Genomic DNA, 15632 nt, shown 5'->3' with positions numbered 1-15632 from the left:
TCGGCTTGTGATAGAAGATTTTAATCAGCTGACAGGGAACGCTACGCCTGTCAGTTTCTCCGTTAGTGCCCACAGTTTCCTGGCATTTTCAGCATCAACTGAGTAAGGTTTTACGCCTCTCAGCGAGGAAGGCTCATTATAGTTGTGTGCAATATTCCCTTCATCCAGCTCGGCTACGTCCGCATCCTCGCAGTATACGCCACCCATACCATTTAATAGGGGGGTAGTGGCGGACCATACCGTTGTAGCGGCGCCCTGTTCAATACTTTTGAGTTTGGCAGCAACTTCCGGTCGTATATTCCCGGCTTCATCATGTGTGCCCATTTGCTGAAACAAAGCCATTGGGGCAACACGACCCAGGTCGGTACCATTTACTGATCCGGGATGTACAGAAAAAGCGCGTACGCCAAAAGCTTTGCCGCGAAGGTCCAGTTCTACAGTAAAAAGATTATTGGCAGTTTTGGACTGCCCATAGCCCTGCAGTGTTTCATATGCCCGGTTTGTAAAATTGGGATCCTCGAAATTGAAAGGCGCCATCTGGTGACCGTATGAGGATACATTCACCACACGCGCGCCAGGGGCCTTTTTCAAGGCAGGCCAGAGTTTTGCCGTTAACTGAAAATGACCTAAGTGATTGGTGGAAAGTTGTGATTCGTAGCCCCGTTTATCGCGCTGCAAAGGCACCCACATAATGCCGGCGTTATTAACCAGTATATCAAGGGTATCATTAGTGGTGAGGAATTTTTCCGCAAAAGCATCGATAGATGCGGGGTCCATAAGATCCATTGCTTCGATGGTTACATTATTTATACCTTTTAAATTATTGCCTGCTTTATGGATATCGCGGGCGGGCACAGTTACTTTTGCGCCGGCGGCAACAAACGTTCTTACAGTTTCAAGCCCTATACCAGCATAGCCGCCGGTAACGATAGCTGTTTTACCGGTAAGATCGATACCTTTTATAACATCATGTACCGTTGAGGTAGCGTCAAATCCTGAGTGGACGGGCTGTTGAAGTGCACCACTATAATTGTCTTTTAAATTCATAGTTTTAAATTTTATGAGACAAAGCTAGTGACCGCGTGATGAAACCATTTTGTTTAAAACGTCAAAGTACTTTGTTTAAAACGTCATTTCCGGATCTTACCGGGAGTGCACCAGGAAGCTGAGGGCCATCCAAACGGATGGACCCCTATTACTTAGGGGTTGGTTACTTAGCAATTGTTGTTCCGGTGTATTGGTATAGAAAGAAGTCAGTTCTTTCTCCAGCTTTATCCCTGCCATCCTGGTTGATTAGTTCAAATCAATCTTTTCCTATATTGCAGTATGAAAATATTATTGATAGCCCTAACATTAGCCGGTTGTTAGCACGAAGAAGCAGGCATTTGCTTTCCTGATTTTTAACCCGTATTACCCGCCGGACACCGGAGTAACCTGATAAAAAGAATGTAATATGAGCATGCACCAGATTGAGGACCTGGTAGAGGAAACTGTTCACCTGATAGATGCGGCTGATTTACCTGCTCATCAGAAACGCGGGCTCCTGGGTAATTTATTTGCCCTGCAATCCTGGTATTTCGATACCAGTTACACCCACTTCAGGGTCATTGATATTTTGCTGAAGTACCGGTTTGTTTACAAAATACAGCTGGAACAATATCCTGATCTGGCGGTATCCATGAACTTCGCTCCGGATGCCAGCGGGGAAATGGAGGGGTGGGTGAAAAGCAATGACGGTAACGAAACGCCATTGGCTTATGCGCTAAAGGAAAATGGACAAACCTGGCTTTATTTTGATGCCGGCGAAGCCATGTGGCAGCAACTTTGCAGTGAAGGGATGCTGTTGGGAGATGATCAGCAGCCACCGGAAAAGTTTTCCATCTTACATTTAATTAACCTCCTGCTGGAAGAAGCAGAAAAGCAGCAGCAACCGGCCCTGCTGGTGCAATGGTACGCCTTGCTGGTGAATGGTATACTGGGTGCTGATTTTTCCGGGGAAGATGGCATCCCGCAAACATTCACCGGCTTTTTACAGCACGAAGTGCTGGGTAATATCCGGGCAATTGCGCAGAGGAATAAAGCAGGGGAAAGCAGGCGTAAAACCAGTGATAGCGACGATTACCTGGCGCTGCCCGCCCTGAAGCCAGAGATAGATGTTGCGCAGGATGTGGAGGAGGTTTGTAAAATCCGTTTCCTGCTCGACCTGAAAAAAACAGTGCAGGCACTTGCAAACATATATGAGAAAGAAAGTAAGACAACCGATAACCCGGAAAAGAAACTCCGGTTGATCTTTGAGAAGATGAATGCTTTCCTGGCCCCGCACAACTGGACCTTTATACCGCAGCAACAACCGGAACGGTGGCTTTGGTACAAAGATACCCCGATGCAGCACCGGCGGTTTATAATGCTGGACCTGGACATAAAAGAGAAAACGCTTTTTTGTAAACAGGCCCTTCAACATGGCCTGCTGTTGAAATGGCAACGCAGGGAAGCAGATACGGCGCCCCGTTATTTTCATTTTTACCGCGATATTGTTGCCTTTCTTCCGGATGATTGGATGGAGGAGAATAAGCAACACCACAGTCAGTGGGGTGGCTGGAAATACGATATTAAGAAGCCGGAAAGTGCGCTCTTGAAAAGTATCGGCAACCTTACTGCAGCACTGGAGGTTTTGGGAGATACCTATTTTGATTTTTTAACAGGCGAATTTCCGGACAAATTCTTCGCAAGGGACCCTGACCAACTTTTATACGTCCTCGAAAATGGGGAAGGGGATATTGGTATTGTTCCGGAATACGTGTTGTTTGACTCCAAATATCATATCCTCCTTGCATTTGCGCTCCACTATTTCAACAAAGGCGATAACGCGAAAGGAGAGGTATTGATGGAGAAAGCGAAAGTGATTGCTGAGTCGGGGAAAATAAGTACGCATTTAAAAGAAGTCGTACTCGGTCCGGTATTTGAACACTGGCTGAAAGGTGGGGAACCTTATTTTCCTGTTTCCTGGAATAAGTACATGTTTGATTATCTGCACCGGCAGGCGGTCAGATAGGAACACTAATATTCACTTTATTTTAAACTATCATGAAAGAACTGATCATCAATAAAGATTATGAAGGCATTAAAAAGGCGCTTTCTCAAAATCCTTCACTGGCCAATGAAGGGATCCCTTTTGATGAAAAGAATACTACCAAAGCGCATCCGCTGCACCGGATCTGTGATGGCGTATTTGCTGGTACCTATACCGATGAGGAAGCAGTAGAAATGGCCCGGATATTTTTAGCGCATGGGGCAAACGTTAACGGCTATGAATTAACCGATGGACGGGATACGCCACTGATTGCAGCTGCCAGTCTGCATGCGGAGGAGACAGGTATTTTGTACATAGAAAACGGCGCCGCTATTGATCACGCAGGATGTCATGGAGGAACCGCTTTACATTGGGCTGCCTGGGTGGGAAGAGATAAGCTGGTGGAAAGACTAATCCGTGAAAAAGCAGACATTCATAAACGCTGTGTTGACTTTAAAGGCACCCCGCTTTTATGGGCTGTTCATGGGCTCAAACATGGAGGCGCGGAAAACAGGCGTCACCAGGTGGAATGTGTGCGGTTGCTAAGGGAGGCCGGCGCCGATAAAACGGTTCCCAATATAGACGGAACTACCCCATTGGAATTTCTTGATGAAACGGATACTGAGTTAATCAACCTGTTAAGATAGCACAGGTTTATTTTTGCCCGGTCCCCGCAAGCGCACTTAACTGGAGAAAATAACATACCCTGATTCTGATGGGTGCTTTAAATGCTATTGAGTGGATAAAGCTACCTTTACTTCCTAAAATTAAAAAGCCGCCTCATTTATTTATGAGACAACTTTTTAATAAGGCAATCGTTATTTCTCCCCATAGATCACCAGCGCGCTGGATTCAATCATCACATCTCCGGAAGGATATTTCTGGTTCACGGCTTCATACACTTCTCTCTTTATTTTTTCTTTCATAGCCTCATCGCATTTGCTGAGCGCTGCCACAATGGGAGCGCCTATCTCGGTCATCATATTCCAGTATACATCTGTTGTTTTGCAGTTCAGTTTCCCGGTAATTTCTTTTTGAGAGATGTTTTTGAGTCCTGCTTTTGCGAATAAGCCGGCGATCAGCTGATCATTCGCGCAACGGAACATTCCCGGCGCATCCGGAGGTGGCGACGGCAGTTCCATATTCCGGTTAATGGTTCCCATAATAGCGGTGACCCAGAAGTTTTTCTCCGGCACATTCCATACTGATGTGGCCATTCTGCCACCGGGTTTAAGTACCCGTAGCATTTTCACGGGCTATTTCCAGCATGTGTTCAGCGAGGTCGGTAATTACTACCCTGCCGTTCTTCAGCTTTGATGCAATGGTTAGTCCCGGCTCACCGGTACCTGCGGCTATATCCAGCACTACATCGTTTTCTTTAAGATGAAGCATCCGGATAATTTCATCGCCCATTGGCTGCAGAAAGTCCATCGTAAGTTCATCCCATTTTTTCCACCCGGGAGAGAACTTATTCCAGGCGTCCTTTTGCTGATCGCGGATTTGTTCAAGTACTTGTTCCATAATGTGGGGTTTAATTAAAAGATGATAATATTTAGTCTTAACTCCTGTTGAAGCATTTGTGCCATTGTTAGTGAAAGTGCCAGGTGTTTTGCTGACAATCAGGTGTTTTGAGGTGCGCTGTGGCCCGGCGGTTGATCTGTTTTGCCAAAAGTAAGGTCTTTTGACGGGAAAGAGCCGGATGTTTTTTCCGATTTGAGCAGGGATGATTTTTTGCTGCCGGTATGGAAATGTAGTGCAGTAAAGGTTTTCCGGGCATCCGCCCAGGGAAATGGTTTTTTCTTAAAATTCCGGATTACATAAACACCTTAGCCGCGCATGTATTCACTTTGCAGTACTAAATTTTAAATATGAAACAACGTTACCAACCTGATATCTTATTTTATCTTTCTGCCTTTCTTTTATTGCTGCTGCCATTGTTTGGGCTTGCGAGAAATGGTGTTACCGGCATAAAGGGCCAGGTGCTGTCGGCCGACGGTAAACCCGCGCCCGGCGTAACCGTAGGGTTAAAGTCGACCCGGTATTATACGGTTACCAATGAAAAAGGGCTTTTTGAAATAAAGGCGCCTGCGGGCAGTTATACGTTAATGGTTTCCTTTATCGGCGCTAAAAGCCTGGAACAGCCGGTGGTGATCACCGATGCAACGGTTACAGATCTTCCGGCTATAAAACTGGAAGAAACCGCTTCTTCACTGGGAGAAGTGGTAGTGGTAGGGAACCAGTACCGTGTAGCCAATAAGGAAAGTGAGTATGTAGCCAAAATGCAGTTGCGCAACCTGGAAAACCCACAGGTATATTCGGTAGCCTCCAGGGCCTTATTGCAGGAACAGGCCATCGTGGATTATGTATCCGCGCTCAGGGCTATTCCCGGCGTAAGCGGGGCGCTGATAAGGCCTGGATACAACAGCTGGGTATACCTCCGCGGGTTTGTTGCCAGCGATAATTTCAGAGATGGAATGTATGTGGACCAGGGAGTGAATGCTGATCCGGTGAACACGGAAAGAATAGAAGTGATCAAAGGCCCTTCCGGTACGCTGTTTGGCGCCAACGGGGTTTCCTATGGCGGATTGATCAACCGCGTTACCAAAAAGCCTTTCGACAGAAGAGCCGGTGAGATAGACGCCAACCTCGGCAGCTATGGCTACAGCCGCTTAACAGTAGATGTAAATACGCCCCTGAATGACGACAAAACAGCGCTCTTCCGCGTTAATGCCGCCGGCAGCTGGGACAATGGTTTCCAGGATTACGGATTTAAAAAATCCTATACCATTGCGCCTTCATTTTCCTATAAACTGGACGACCGTACTGATGTTCTCTTCAGTACAGAGTTCCTTAACATGAAGGCCAATTCACCGGTGCGGGTGAGCGGTATCGATGTGCCGGGCGTTACAAATATCAACCAGTTACAACGCGATTACTTTAAATCATATGGCTCCAATAAACTGAGCGGCACATTTAATATCCGGAGCTTCTATACAAGGGTCACCCACCGCTTTTCGGACGACTGGAAGCTGGATATGAATGTAAATTACTCCGACTACAGCTATGAGATCGGTAACGTTTTCCTTAGATTTCAGAAAGATAGCCTCTGGCGTTATTACGGCGCTTTTTCCAACGCCACCAAGTCACTGGCTATACAACCTAACCTGACGGGCGATTTCAAAATAGGCAAGCTGCGTAACCGCCTGCTGGTAGGTTTGGATTACCTGCATCGCGACACCCGTTATTCGCCCCTGGGAAATACGGTACTGGTAGACGGCCTGGATTACACCAAATCCTTTGTGCCGCCCATCAATGCCGCCAAAGTACTGGCAGATGGTGAAGCCGCGGCGGTAACTACCCTCAGCAAACCCGTGAGCTATGCGGCCTATATAACAGATGTTATCTCCCTCACGGAACGGCTGAATGTATTGCTCAGTTTACGGCTCAACTACTTCGATAATAAAAAAGGAACGGAAGTACTGGAAACCGGTGAAATATCGGGTAACTATGATCAAACGTCGCTGTCGCCAAAGTTTGGCGCTACCTACGAAATTGTAAAAAGCAAAGTTTCCCTGTTTGCCAACTACCAGAGCGGGTTTAATAATGTATACGGCCAGGATATTTTTGGTATCAGTTTCAAACCGGAAAATGCGCGGCAGGTGGAAGGCGGTGTGAAAATGGAGCTGTTGAACGGACGACTCAGCAGTACCGTTAACTACTACAACATCCACGTGGAGAATGTAGTACGTCAGGACCCCGGTAACCCGGCAGCGAGTATCCAGGATGGCACCGAGAAAAGCCAGGGCGTGGAAGCCGAAGTTACCGGCACTATATTGCCAGGCTTAAATGTAGTAGCAGGATATGCTTACAATGATATTCATTTCGTGAAAACTGATAAGGGATATGAAGGGAAAAGACCGGCAGGCCCCCCCGCACATGCTGCTAACCTATGGGTAAGCTACAGCTTTGTGAAAGGACGTTTAAACGGGCTTGGCGCCGGATTTGGCGGCAACTACAGCAGCAATGCTTTCTGGAATGATCTTAACACCATCACGGTACCGGGATACACGATTTTAAACGCCGTAGTGTTTTATAATACAAAGCGGTACCGTTTTTCTGTGAAAGCAGATAACCTGTCGGATCAGCGCTACTGGGATGCCAGTGGTAACCCGCAGATGCCACGGCGGTTAATACTTGGTATTGCTTTTAAATTTTAAGAAATCCTATGTTACCCCGGTTATGCCGTTGAGTTGGTATGGGCAGCAACTGCAGGAACGCAGTGAAATAAAACCGCTGCTTTTCCCGCGGGAAGTATGGAGGAAGTGACAACGCGGTGGGACAATATAGCAGAAACGACCAGTATTTTAGTACCTTTGCGGCGATTAAAAGTTTTTTCAGGTCTGATCAGGTGAAGCCGGCCGGGGGAACATCCCCGGAAAGCCACATTATAAGACATATATAATCCCCTCAGGGGCATCATAAAAAGCTTCAGATCTTTCTGAAGCTTTTTATATTAAATTTTACAACGTTGGTAATGGATAGTGTGGTTTATGAGCCGTCTGTATTCAGCCCTTTCGACGAATCAACAGCCGTTAATGAATTAGCCGCAGGGCTTACCTTTTCGTTGAACGGCGCACCCCATCCGCTTTGCCTGCTGGCAGCAGGCCATTTGCAGGCACATTTGCAGCAACAGCAGGAGTGGGAGCATAATTTTGGTTTACCGGGCAATGCAGCAGGTACAATTATCGGAAAGATGTTCGGCGTATTGATTGTCAGAACGAAGGATAATGAACTGGGCTACCTGGCGGCATTCTCGGGCAAATTAGCGGGTGGCAACCACCACGCGAAATTTGTGCCGCCCATTTTCGACGGACTGGAGCCAGGAGGGTTTGTGAATACCGGCATGCTGAAACTCACAGCGATCAATGAAGAAATTAACATCCTGGAAGCGTTTGATGATGACGCAAGCGCTGAACAGGTCCGTCTTCTCAAAATATTACGGAAAAATCACTCTACTGCACTGCAACATAAAATTTTTGAACAGTATCACTTCCTGAACAAAGCCGGGGCATCCAAAAGCCTAATGGAGATTTTTGAGCACACGCCTTCCGGTAAGCCACCCGCCGGTGCAGGCGAATGCGCGGCGCCGAAGTTACTGCAATACGCTTTTCGTTATGCGATGGAGCCGCTGGCGCTGGCGGAATTCTGGTGGGGGCAATCGCCTAAATCAGACTACTGGCAGCATGGCCACTTTTACGCTCCCTGCCGCGAAAAATGTGCGGCCATATTAGCACACATGCTGGGAGAGTAGGAGTACCCGGGAGGAAACGCTGGAAAACGTCCGGGATATGAGGGGAGGCAAAACCTTATGGAGAGATAAATAAACTGTTCGGCGAATATTAAGTATTTTAGTCTGCAACCAGGCGGATATTATTATTCTGTAACTTTTTGTTATAGTTTGCAGCCGGTATTAAATGGATTATTGATTGGCGATCAGCGGGAAATATTATAATGTGGAAGAATTGCTCCTGCAGGTGGCTGCAGGCGATGAAGTGGCTTTTGCCGCTTTGTTTGACAGCTATTGGCCGGGTGTATATGCACATATACTGAGCTTTTTAAAGGACGCCAGCCTGGCGGAAGAAGTAAGCCAGGATATTTTCATTAAGCTGTGGGATGTAAAAGCAACCCTCGGCGCCGTGAACGATTTCCGGAGCTATCTCTTCATCGCTACCAGGAACCGCATCTTCTCCGAACTCCGGAAGAAAAAAACACTGCTGGAAGATACTACCCTCGATCATTTCCCGGCCCCCGCTCTCCAGCCGGACGAACAACTCGGCTACAAAGAATTTTATCGCCAGGTAATGGATGCTATAGAACAACTGCCCGCCCGTAAAAAGGAGGTGTTTAAAATGAGCCGGCTGGAAAACCTGAGCCGCAAAGAGATTGCCGCGCAAACCGGGCTAACTTACGGAACTGTAAACCAGTATCTTATTGATGCTACCGTATTTATCCGGAGCCGCTTAAAAACTACCTCTGCTGCTACCGGCCTGTTGGTAGTGTTCCTGTTTTTTCTTCATCGCTGAAATTTTTTTTTCTTTCCATACTACATATCCTTTTTTTGTTGCGTCTTTAATAGAGAACGCTGATTATGGGAGATAAAAATGACATCCAGGCTTTAATTGATCAATACTTAACCGGTACGCTGAACCGGGAAGATATGGCTGAATTGCAGCGTATCATCAATGATCCCGCTTATCAGCAGGTGCTGGATGAACTGGCCGACCAGTATTTGGCCGACCGGTTGCAGGCGGATGACGCTTTCCCCGCTGCTCATACCAGGGTGAAGAACGCCGTATTACAGCATATTCAGCAAGCGAAGCCCGTTCACCGGATTTCATTTATCCGAAAATGGGGCTGGGCTGCAGCCATCTTGTTACTAACAGGCGCCGGTACGTTGGCAGTAATACTTGGCTCCGGCAATAAAAACAAACCGGTCGCTGGAAACACGCCACCCGCCGATGTTGCGCCGGGAAAAAACGGCGCCATACTCACATTGGCAAATGGTTCGAGCATGATACTCGACAGTCTTGGCAACGGCGTGGTCGCTACACAAAACGGCGCACAGGTAGTATTACAAAATGGCGCCCTGTTATATGATAACACAGCCGCCACCACCGGCAACCTGGTATACAACCAGGTGACCACTCCCAAAGGCCGCCAGTTCCGGATCACACTGCCGGATGGAACAGCGGTATGGTTAAATGCTGCCAGCTCTATCCGCTACCCAACAGGGTTTGCAGCCAGCGGGCGACAGGTGGAAATAACCGGGGAGGCTTACTTTGAAGTGGCAAAAAATGCTGCATCGCCCTTTCGCGTAGTAGCTAATAAAAAGGCAATGGTGGAAGTACTCGGAACAAGCTTTAATGTAAATGCCTACCAGGATGAACCGGTGATAAAAACAACCTTGCTGGAAGGCGCGGTAAAAGTCAAAGAAACACAATCCGCACAACCGCAGCCTCCCTTGCTTCTCAGGCCGGGACAACAGGCGCAGGTGTCAAATAGCAATGAATTGCCGGCAGCTTTACAGTTGGTCACGGATGCAGATATCAGCAAAACAATGGCCTGGAAAAGCGGTCTTTTTGATTTTGAAAATGCCGGGCTGGAAGAAGTAATGAAACAATTATCCCGCTGGTACGATATAGAAGTCGTTTACCAGGAAGGCATACCGGATATTGAATTTGTAGGAAAAATAAGTAAAAGTATTTCATTGAATGGAGTACTCAGGGTACTGGAAAGGGCAGGGGTCCATTTCCGCCTGGAAGGAAAAAAATTATATGTTCAGCCAGCCTGATCTGAGAGTAAGTTAATACACTGTTGATATGAGAAATGTATATGTACGCATCCCGCGGAGAGATGCAGCAGGATTGCTATTGCCCGGAAAAAAATCTTTCAGGAAAAAAGAAATACATCTTCAGCCAAAGAATTACAGGCTATAAGAGATCAAAAAAAGAAAACCGGAAGTGTTCGTACCACCTCCGGCAGATTGTCTTTGACGATCCTTACAACGCTTGTCCGCTAAGACTGCTTCATTGATAAAAATCAACCAAAAAACAACTGCAATTTATGAAAAAAAACTGCAATTGGTTACCGGTATGCCCCCGGGGGTACCGCGCCATTACCAAAATCTTATTGGTTATGAAACTAACCACTTTTTTATTGACCATTGCTTTAGTTCAGGTACACGCTGCCGCTTTTTCTCAAAAGATCTCCCTGTCAGGAAAGAATTTATCCCTGAAAAAGGTTTTTAATGCTATTGAGCAGCAAACCGGCTATGTAGTATTCTGTAACAAGTCGGATCTCCAGTTGGCGAAGCCGGTATCTGTTATCGCGGATAACATTTTATTAAGCGATTTTCTGGAGATAGTATTGAAAGATCAGCCACTCAGCTATACTATAGAAGATAAAACCATTTCCTTGTCGAGGAAAACGCCGGTTACCTACTACCTGAAGCTGGGTGTGCCCCTGCCTTCCGTCCAGAAAGAAATAAATGAAACCCGTGTTACCGGCATTATCCGTTCGGCAGCAGGAGAATTTTTACCAGGCGTTTCCATCAGGATAAAAGGATCAGCCACGGGCACTACTACTTCCGCCCAGGGTATGTTTTCATTGAGCCATATTAAAGAAAATACCGTACTGCAGGTAACAATGGTAGGCTATGGATCTCTTGAAATAGGTTTTCGCCGGGCAGGTACAGGCTTTACCGCTTACACCCTCAGTAAAAGCCAGGCGGGCCTGTTGAAGTTAACACCGCTTCCCGGAGGCGATAATATATTGCTGGCCATCAACCTGGAGCCCAGCTCCTCAAAACTGGATGAGGTACAGATAAAAGCGTATGGTACTACTACCCAACGTTTTTCAACAGGTAGCATAACCACCATTACCGCGGAAGAAATTGGCCGCAATCCCGTTCCCAATGTGCTGGAAGCATTACAGGGTAAAGTGCCGGGCATGTACATTCAGCAATACAGCGGCAGACCCAACACCCCTTTCAGCGTGGAAATACGCGGAAGGAACTCTATCTCCAACCTCAATAGCGGAAGAGGAACTTCTCCGCTGGTAATGGTGGATGGCGTCGCCTATCCGTTCGATAACCTGCCGCTTTTAAGTTATGCCAACACCCCCAATATTCTGCAGGGTGGAAATGGCCTCGACTTTATTGATCCCTCCCTGATAGAAAGTGTGAGTGTACTGAAAGATGCAGATGCCACCGCTATCTATGGATCAAGGGGCGCCTACGGCGTAATTGTGATCACTACCAAAAAAGGAAAGGCCGGCGCCCCTACGCTGAACTTCAATACAAAGGTAGGTTTCAGCAAACAAGGCGTATCGCCCGAAATGCTGAATACAGAACAATACCTCATGCTGAGAAAAGAAGCCTTTGCCAACGATGGCGCAACGCCCAAGGCAACAGACTATGATGTGAACGGCACCTGGCCGCAGGACCGCTACACCAACTGGTATGATGAATTCCTGGGCCACACGGCGTTTAAAACCATGAATAACCTCAGCTATTCAGGCGGTACCGAACAGGTTTCTTACCGGCTGGGGGGCAACTATAATGTGCAGAATGATATACAAAGTGCAAAAGGTACTGTTAATACCGGCGGACTGAATTTTAATATCAATACCCGCTCCAGGAATAATAAGCTGATGGCCAGCTTAACAGGCAGCTATTCTTCTACCGCTAATGACATGGTGCCTTATGATTTTTCAGGCACCAGCGGAACAGATTACCTGACAGCCGCGCCGAATGCGCCAGGGCTCTATAATGCAGATGGTACGCTCAACTGGGAAACCGGCGATAATCCCGCCAAAGTGTATAACCAGATCTATAAAAATAATACCAATAACCTCCTGAGCAACCTGGATGTAAGGTATACACCACTACCAGGACTTAACATCAACGCTACTTTAAGCTACAATGTAATGTCCGGTAAGGAAATTAACGGCCAACCCAGCAGCTTCTTCAACCCGGCTACCAGTTATACCACCAATAGTACGCTGAATGTATTTAATATACGCACGCTTACATTTGATCCAAATATCAGCTACCAGCGCCGCTTGTCGAAAAAAGGACAGGTAACCATTACCGCCGGTATGACCATGCAGGATAAACTGCAGTACTATACCCGCACACAAGGCAGCGGATTCCTGTCGGATGATTTGCTCTATAATCCTTCCTTTGCAGACAGAGACAAAGTGATTACCTCCTATAACCAGTTCCCGAACCGTTACCTCGGTTATTTTGCCATCCTGAACTACAGCTGGAATGATAAATACCTGCTGAACTTATCCGGCAGAAGAGACGGCTCCACAAAGTTTGGGCCCGATAGCCAATACGGTAATTTTGGCTCTATTGGAGCTGCCTGGATCATCAGTGAAGAGAAATGGTTCAGGAATGTACTCAGCTTCGTTTCCTTCGCCAAACTGAGAGGAAGTTTTGGCACCTCCGGTGGCGACAACATCAGCAACTATGGTTACCTGAGTACCTATTCCAACGGCGGGCAATACCAGGGCGGTGTAAGCCTTGTGCCTACCAGTCTTGCTAATCCTTCGCTGCAATGGGAAGTAAGCAAGAAAAGAGATGTGAACCTCACACTGGAATTCCTGAACGGACGCATTGGTATCGATGCTACCTATTACAAGAACATTACCTCCAATCAGCTGGTAGGACAAATCCTGTCTAACGTAACCGGCTTTAACGGCATCACGGTAAATTCACCGGCTGTGATCCACAATTGGGGATATGAATTGGTATTGAATACCGTGAATATAAAACGCAAGGACTTCGCCTGGACCAGCAACCTGAATATCAGTATTCCAAAAAATAAGTTGGTTGCTTATCCGAATATAGACATCATAACAAGCCTGAACTATATTATTGGGAAACCGGTTACAGGCGTGAAGCTCTATAAATATGCCGGTGTGAACCCGGAAACAGGTGTGTACAATTTTTACAAGAATGATGTGAAAGGCGAATGGACATTGTTCTCCGGCGGAAGTCTGGACCCTAACACCGATAAAACAGAATTTATAGATCTCAGCCCTAAGTACTACGGCGGGTTCCAGAATAATTTCCGGTATAAGAATTTCTCGCTGGATGTGCTGTTTACCTTCACCAACCGTATGGGGAAAAATTTCCTGGGTTCACAGTTGTTTTCCGCAGGATTCATGGGGCAAAATACTTCCACCGTGTTTCTGGACCGCTGGCAGAAGAAGGGAGATATTACAGATGTCCCCAGAGCAACACAGAATGCAGCCATCGGTTTTTTCTCGCAAGGCAATTTTATCACCAGTACCGGCGCATATAGCCAGGCTACTTATGCGCGTTTGCAAAACATCAGTCTTTCTTATGCTCTTCAAGGCGCCTTCCTGAAGAAAATGCACCTGAAAGGATGCTCCGTTTTTGCACAGGGACAGAACCTGCTTACCATCTCCGAATTCGGTGATCTGGACCCGGAAAACCTCGGTGTGGGAACTGCACCGCTGCAAACATATATGTTTGGTTTAAACGTAACCTTATAAGCTGTTATATGAAAAAGATAATCATGATGCTGCTGTATAAATACTTCATAGCAATTACCGGGATAACAGCCTGCCTGTTTATAACCGGATGTAAGAATTACCTGGACATCCCGCTGCCGGTAGATAAAATTTCCGGCTCCAGCGCTTTTACCAACGATAAATCATGCGCCGCCACCCTCAATGGTATTTTCGGCACGTTAGCCGGCGGCAGCAATTTCGACGGGCAGGGGATTGGCTACCAGACAGGTTTGTATACCGATGAAATCATCAATTACGCTGTTTCGGAACTGAACAGGGCCATTTATTCCAGCGTGGTAACACCTGGGCAGGTATCTGACCAATGGACTACTTTTTATGCCCAGATCTATAAGGTGAACATGGCGCTGGAAGGCATCAGTGCTTCTACAGCTATCCTAAACCACCGCGATCAGTGGTTGGGGGAAGCGTATTTCCTGCGCGCGTTGCTACACTTTTATCTCACTAATCTTTATGGTGATATACCGCTGGTAGTTACTTCCGATTACCGTTTGAATAATGTATTAAAAAGAAGTCCGCAGAACGAAGTATATACCCAGGTGGCGGAAGACCTGAAGAAGGCCGAAAGCCTGCTGCCGGAAGCTTACAGCGATGTGAACGGAAATACTACCATAGACCGTGGCCGGCCCAACAGGGGCGCAGCCAAAGCGTTGCTGGCCAGGGTGTATGTCTATACCAGCCAATGGCAGGCCGCATCAGATAAGGCATCTGAAGTGATTGCGCAAACCGCGCTTTATTCGCTGTCTGCACTGCCCACTGCCTTCACTATTGCCGGTAATAAAGAATCCATCGCCACGCTGGCGCCTGTCTCCACCAACTCGCTGTATCCTTATGTGAAAGACCGCTACATCTACGTGGCTGGCGTTACAACGGAAGAAATACCCGCCGGTAAAACACTCACTTCATTTGGTGTGAATGGTATCATGAGCAAATCGCTTGTGAGCAATTTTGAGCCGGGAGATCTACGCTTTACCAACTGGGTGTTCCCGGCATACCAGGTAACCAATGGCGATACTGCAAGATATTATCTCCCTTATAAGTATAAATCAACGGTAAACGGCGCCGAGTATGTAGTGTTGCTGCGACTGGCAGAGCTATACCTGCTGCGCGCGGAAGCTAAAGCAGAACTTGGCGACCTGCCGGGTGCGAGGGCCGATCTGAACGTAATCCGGCAGCGGGCTGGATTGCCGGTTAGTACTGCTGCCGCTAAAGACGCCCTGATAGATGCCATTATGCATGAAAGAAGGGTAGAACTGTTCAGCGAAGAAGGACACCGCTTCTTCGATCTGCGCAGGCGCAGGTTGCTGGATAAAGTAATGTCCGAAGAGGTACTGCTTAAAAATAGCTCCTGGAAAACAAGCCAGCAGTTCTGGCCTGTGTCTCCATCCGAAATACAAGCAAATCCAAATTTAATCCAGACACCAGGTTACTAGCTACCATG

12 protein-coding genes are annotated in these 15632 nt (G+C 47.2%); 8 read left to right on the top strand and 4 right to left on the bottom strand.

The features are described 5' to 3' along the window. Nucleotides 1–24: 24 nt before the first annotated feature. Nucleotides 25–1047 (bottom strand): SDR family NAD(P)-dependent oxidoreductase, encoded by a 1023-nt coding sequence (locus ACMXI2_RS15965; RefSeq protein ID WP_483777094.1) that lies wholly within the window; start codon nucleotides 1045–1047, stop codon nucleotides 25–27. Between the two features lie 96 nt (nucleotides 1048–1143). Continuing rightward, complete coding sequence (locus ACMXI2_RS15960; RefSeq protein WP_483777093.1) at nucleotides 1144–1284, bottom strand: hypothetical protein; 141 nt, start codon at nucleotides 1282–1284, stop codon at nucleotides 1144–1146. Nucleotides 1285–1453: 169 nt separating this feature from the next. Between ACMXI2_RS15960 and ACMXI2_RS15955 the strand changes: the two genes are divergently transcribed. Then, nucleotides 1454–3052: a hypothetical protein gene (locus tag ACMXI2_RS15955; RefSeq protein WP_483777092.1), complete on the top strand. Its 1599-nt coding sequence runs from the start codon at nucleotides 1454–1456 to the stop codon at nucleotides 3050–3052. Nucleotides 3053–3084: 32 nt separating this feature from the next. Then, complete coding sequence (locus tag ACMXI2_RS15950) at nucleotides 3085–3717, top strand: ankyrin repeat domain-containing protein (RefSeq protein ID WP_483777091.1); 633 nt, start codon at nucleotides 3085–3087, stop codon at nucleotides 3715–3717. Nucleotides 3718–3888: 171 nt separating this feature from the next. Here ACMXI2_RS15950 and ACMXI2_RS15945 read toward each other — a convergent pair whose 3' ends face one another. Together ACMXI2_RS15945 and ACMXI2_RS15940 are read right to left on the bottom strand one after the other, a co-directional pair. After that, nucleotides 3889–4287: a hypothetical protein gene (locus ACMXI2_RS15945; protein WP_483777090.1), complete on the bottom strand. Its 399-nt coding sequence runs from the start codon at nucleotides 4285–4287 to the stop codon at nucleotides 3889–3891. A 13-nt stretch (nucleotides 4288–4300) separates the two neighbouring features. Next, nucleotides 4301–4591 carry a class I SAM-dependent methyltransferase gene (locus ACMXI2_RS15940; protein ID WP_483777089.1) on the bottom strand — a complete coding sequence of 97 codons (291 nt, stop codon included), beginning with the start codon at nucleotides 4589–4591 and terminating at the stop codon, nucleotides 4301–4303. A gap of 347 nt (nucleotides 4592–4938) precedes the next feature. Between ACMXI2_RS15940 and ACMXI2_RS15935 the strand changes: the two genes are divergently transcribed. From ACMXI2_RS15935 to ACMXI2_RS15910, 6 genes are all read left to right on the top strand, one after another. Next, entirely contained in the window at nucleotides 4939–7287 is a 2349-nt protein-coding gene (locus tag ACMXI2_RS15935; protein WP_483777088.1) for a TonB-dependent siderophore receptor, read from the top strand. 317 nt (nucleotides 7288–7604) lie between these two features. After that, nucleotides 7605–8381, top strand: coding sequence for a pseudouridylate synthase (locus ACMXI2_RS15930; RefSeq protein WP_483777087.1), 777 nt, complete (start codon nucleotides 7605–7607; stop codon nucleotides 8379–8381). Between the two features lie 202 nt (nucleotides 8382–8583). After that, entirely contained in the window at nucleotides 8584–9153 is a 570-nt protein-coding gene (locus ACMXI2_RS15925) for an RNA polymerase sigma factor (protein WP_483777086.1), read from the top strand. Nucleotides 9154–9218: 65 nt separating this feature from the next. Further along, a complete protein-coding gene (locus ACMXI2_RS15920) occupies nucleotides 9219–10421 on the top strand; it encodes a FecR family protein (RefSeq protein WP_483777085.1) in 1203 nt (400 codons plus the stop codon). A gap of 344 nt (nucleotides 10422–10765) precedes the next feature. Next, nucleotides 10766–14155, top strand: a complete 3390-nt coding sequence (locus tag ACMXI2_RS15915; protein WP_483777084.1) for a SusC/RagA family TonB-linked outer membrane protein — start codon at nucleotides 10766–10768, stop codon at nucleotides 14153–14155. Nucleotides 14156–14163: 8 nt separating this feature from the next. Next, nucleotides 14164–15624 (top strand): RagB/SusD family nutrient uptake outer membrane protein, encoded by a 1461-nt coding sequence (locus ACMXI2_RS15910; protein ID WP_483777083.1) that lies wholly within the window; start codon nucleotides 14164–14166, stop codon nucleotides 15622–15624. The last annotated feature ends 8 nt before the right edge of the window (nucleotides 15625–15632 follow it).

The organism is Chitinophaga sp. G7 BAM 1005, from assembly GCF_057126945.1.
The sequence above is the reverse complement of the archived record's forward strand: the minus strand, read 5'-3'. Positions and strand labels throughout refer to the sequence as shown.

What these genes read in the sequence shown, in the direction of transcription:
- ACMXI2_RS15965 (WP_483777094.1), bottom strand. Translation starts at nt 1,047, where the DNA reads ATGAATTTAAAAGACAATTATAGTGGTGCACTTCAACAGCCCGTCCAC.
- ACMXI2_RS15960 (WP_483777093.1), bottom strand. Translation starts at nt 1,284, where the DNA reads ATGGCAGGGATAAAGCTGGAGAAAGAACTGACTTCTTTCTATACCAAT.
- ACMXI2_RS15955 (WP_483777092.1), top strand. Translation starts at nt 1,454, where the DNA reads ATGAGCATGCACCAGATTGAGGACCTGGTAGAGGAAACTGTTCACCTG.
- ACMXI2_RS15950 (WP_483777091.1), top strand. Translation starts at nt 3,085, where the DNA reads ATGAAAGAACTGATCATCAATAAAGATTATGAAGGCATTAAAAAGGCG.
- ACMXI2_RS15945 (WP_483777090.1), bottom strand. Translation starts at nt 4,287, where the DNA reads ATGGCCACATCAGTATGGAATGTGCCGGAGAAAAACTTCTGGGTCACC.
- ACMXI2_RS15940 (WP_483777089.1), bottom strand. Translation starts at nt 4,591, where the DNA reads ATGGAACAAGTACTTGAACAAATCCGCGATCAGCAAAAGGACGCCTGG.
- ACMXI2_RS15935 (WP_483777088.1), top strand. Translation starts at nt 4,939, where the DNA reads ATGAAACAACGTTACCAACCTGATATCTTATTTTATCTTTCTGCCTTT.
- ACMXI2_RS15930 (WP_483777087.1), top strand. Translation starts at nt 7,605, where the DNA reads ATGGATAGTGTGGTTTATGAGCCGTCTGTATTCAGCCCTTTCGACGAA.
- ACMXI2_RS15920 (WP_483777085.1), top strand. Translation starts at nt 9,219, where the DNA reads ATGGGAGATAAAAATGACATCCAGGCTTTAATTGATCAATACTTAACC.
- ACMXI2_RS15915 (WP_483777084.1), top strand. Translation starts at nt 10,766, where the DNA reads ATGAAACTAACCACTTTTTTATTGACCATTGCTTTAGTTCAGGTACAC.
- ACMXI2_RS15910 (WP_483777083.1), top strand. Translation starts at nt 14,164, where the DNA reads ATGAAAAAGATAATCATGATGCTGCTGTATAAATACTTCATAGCAATT.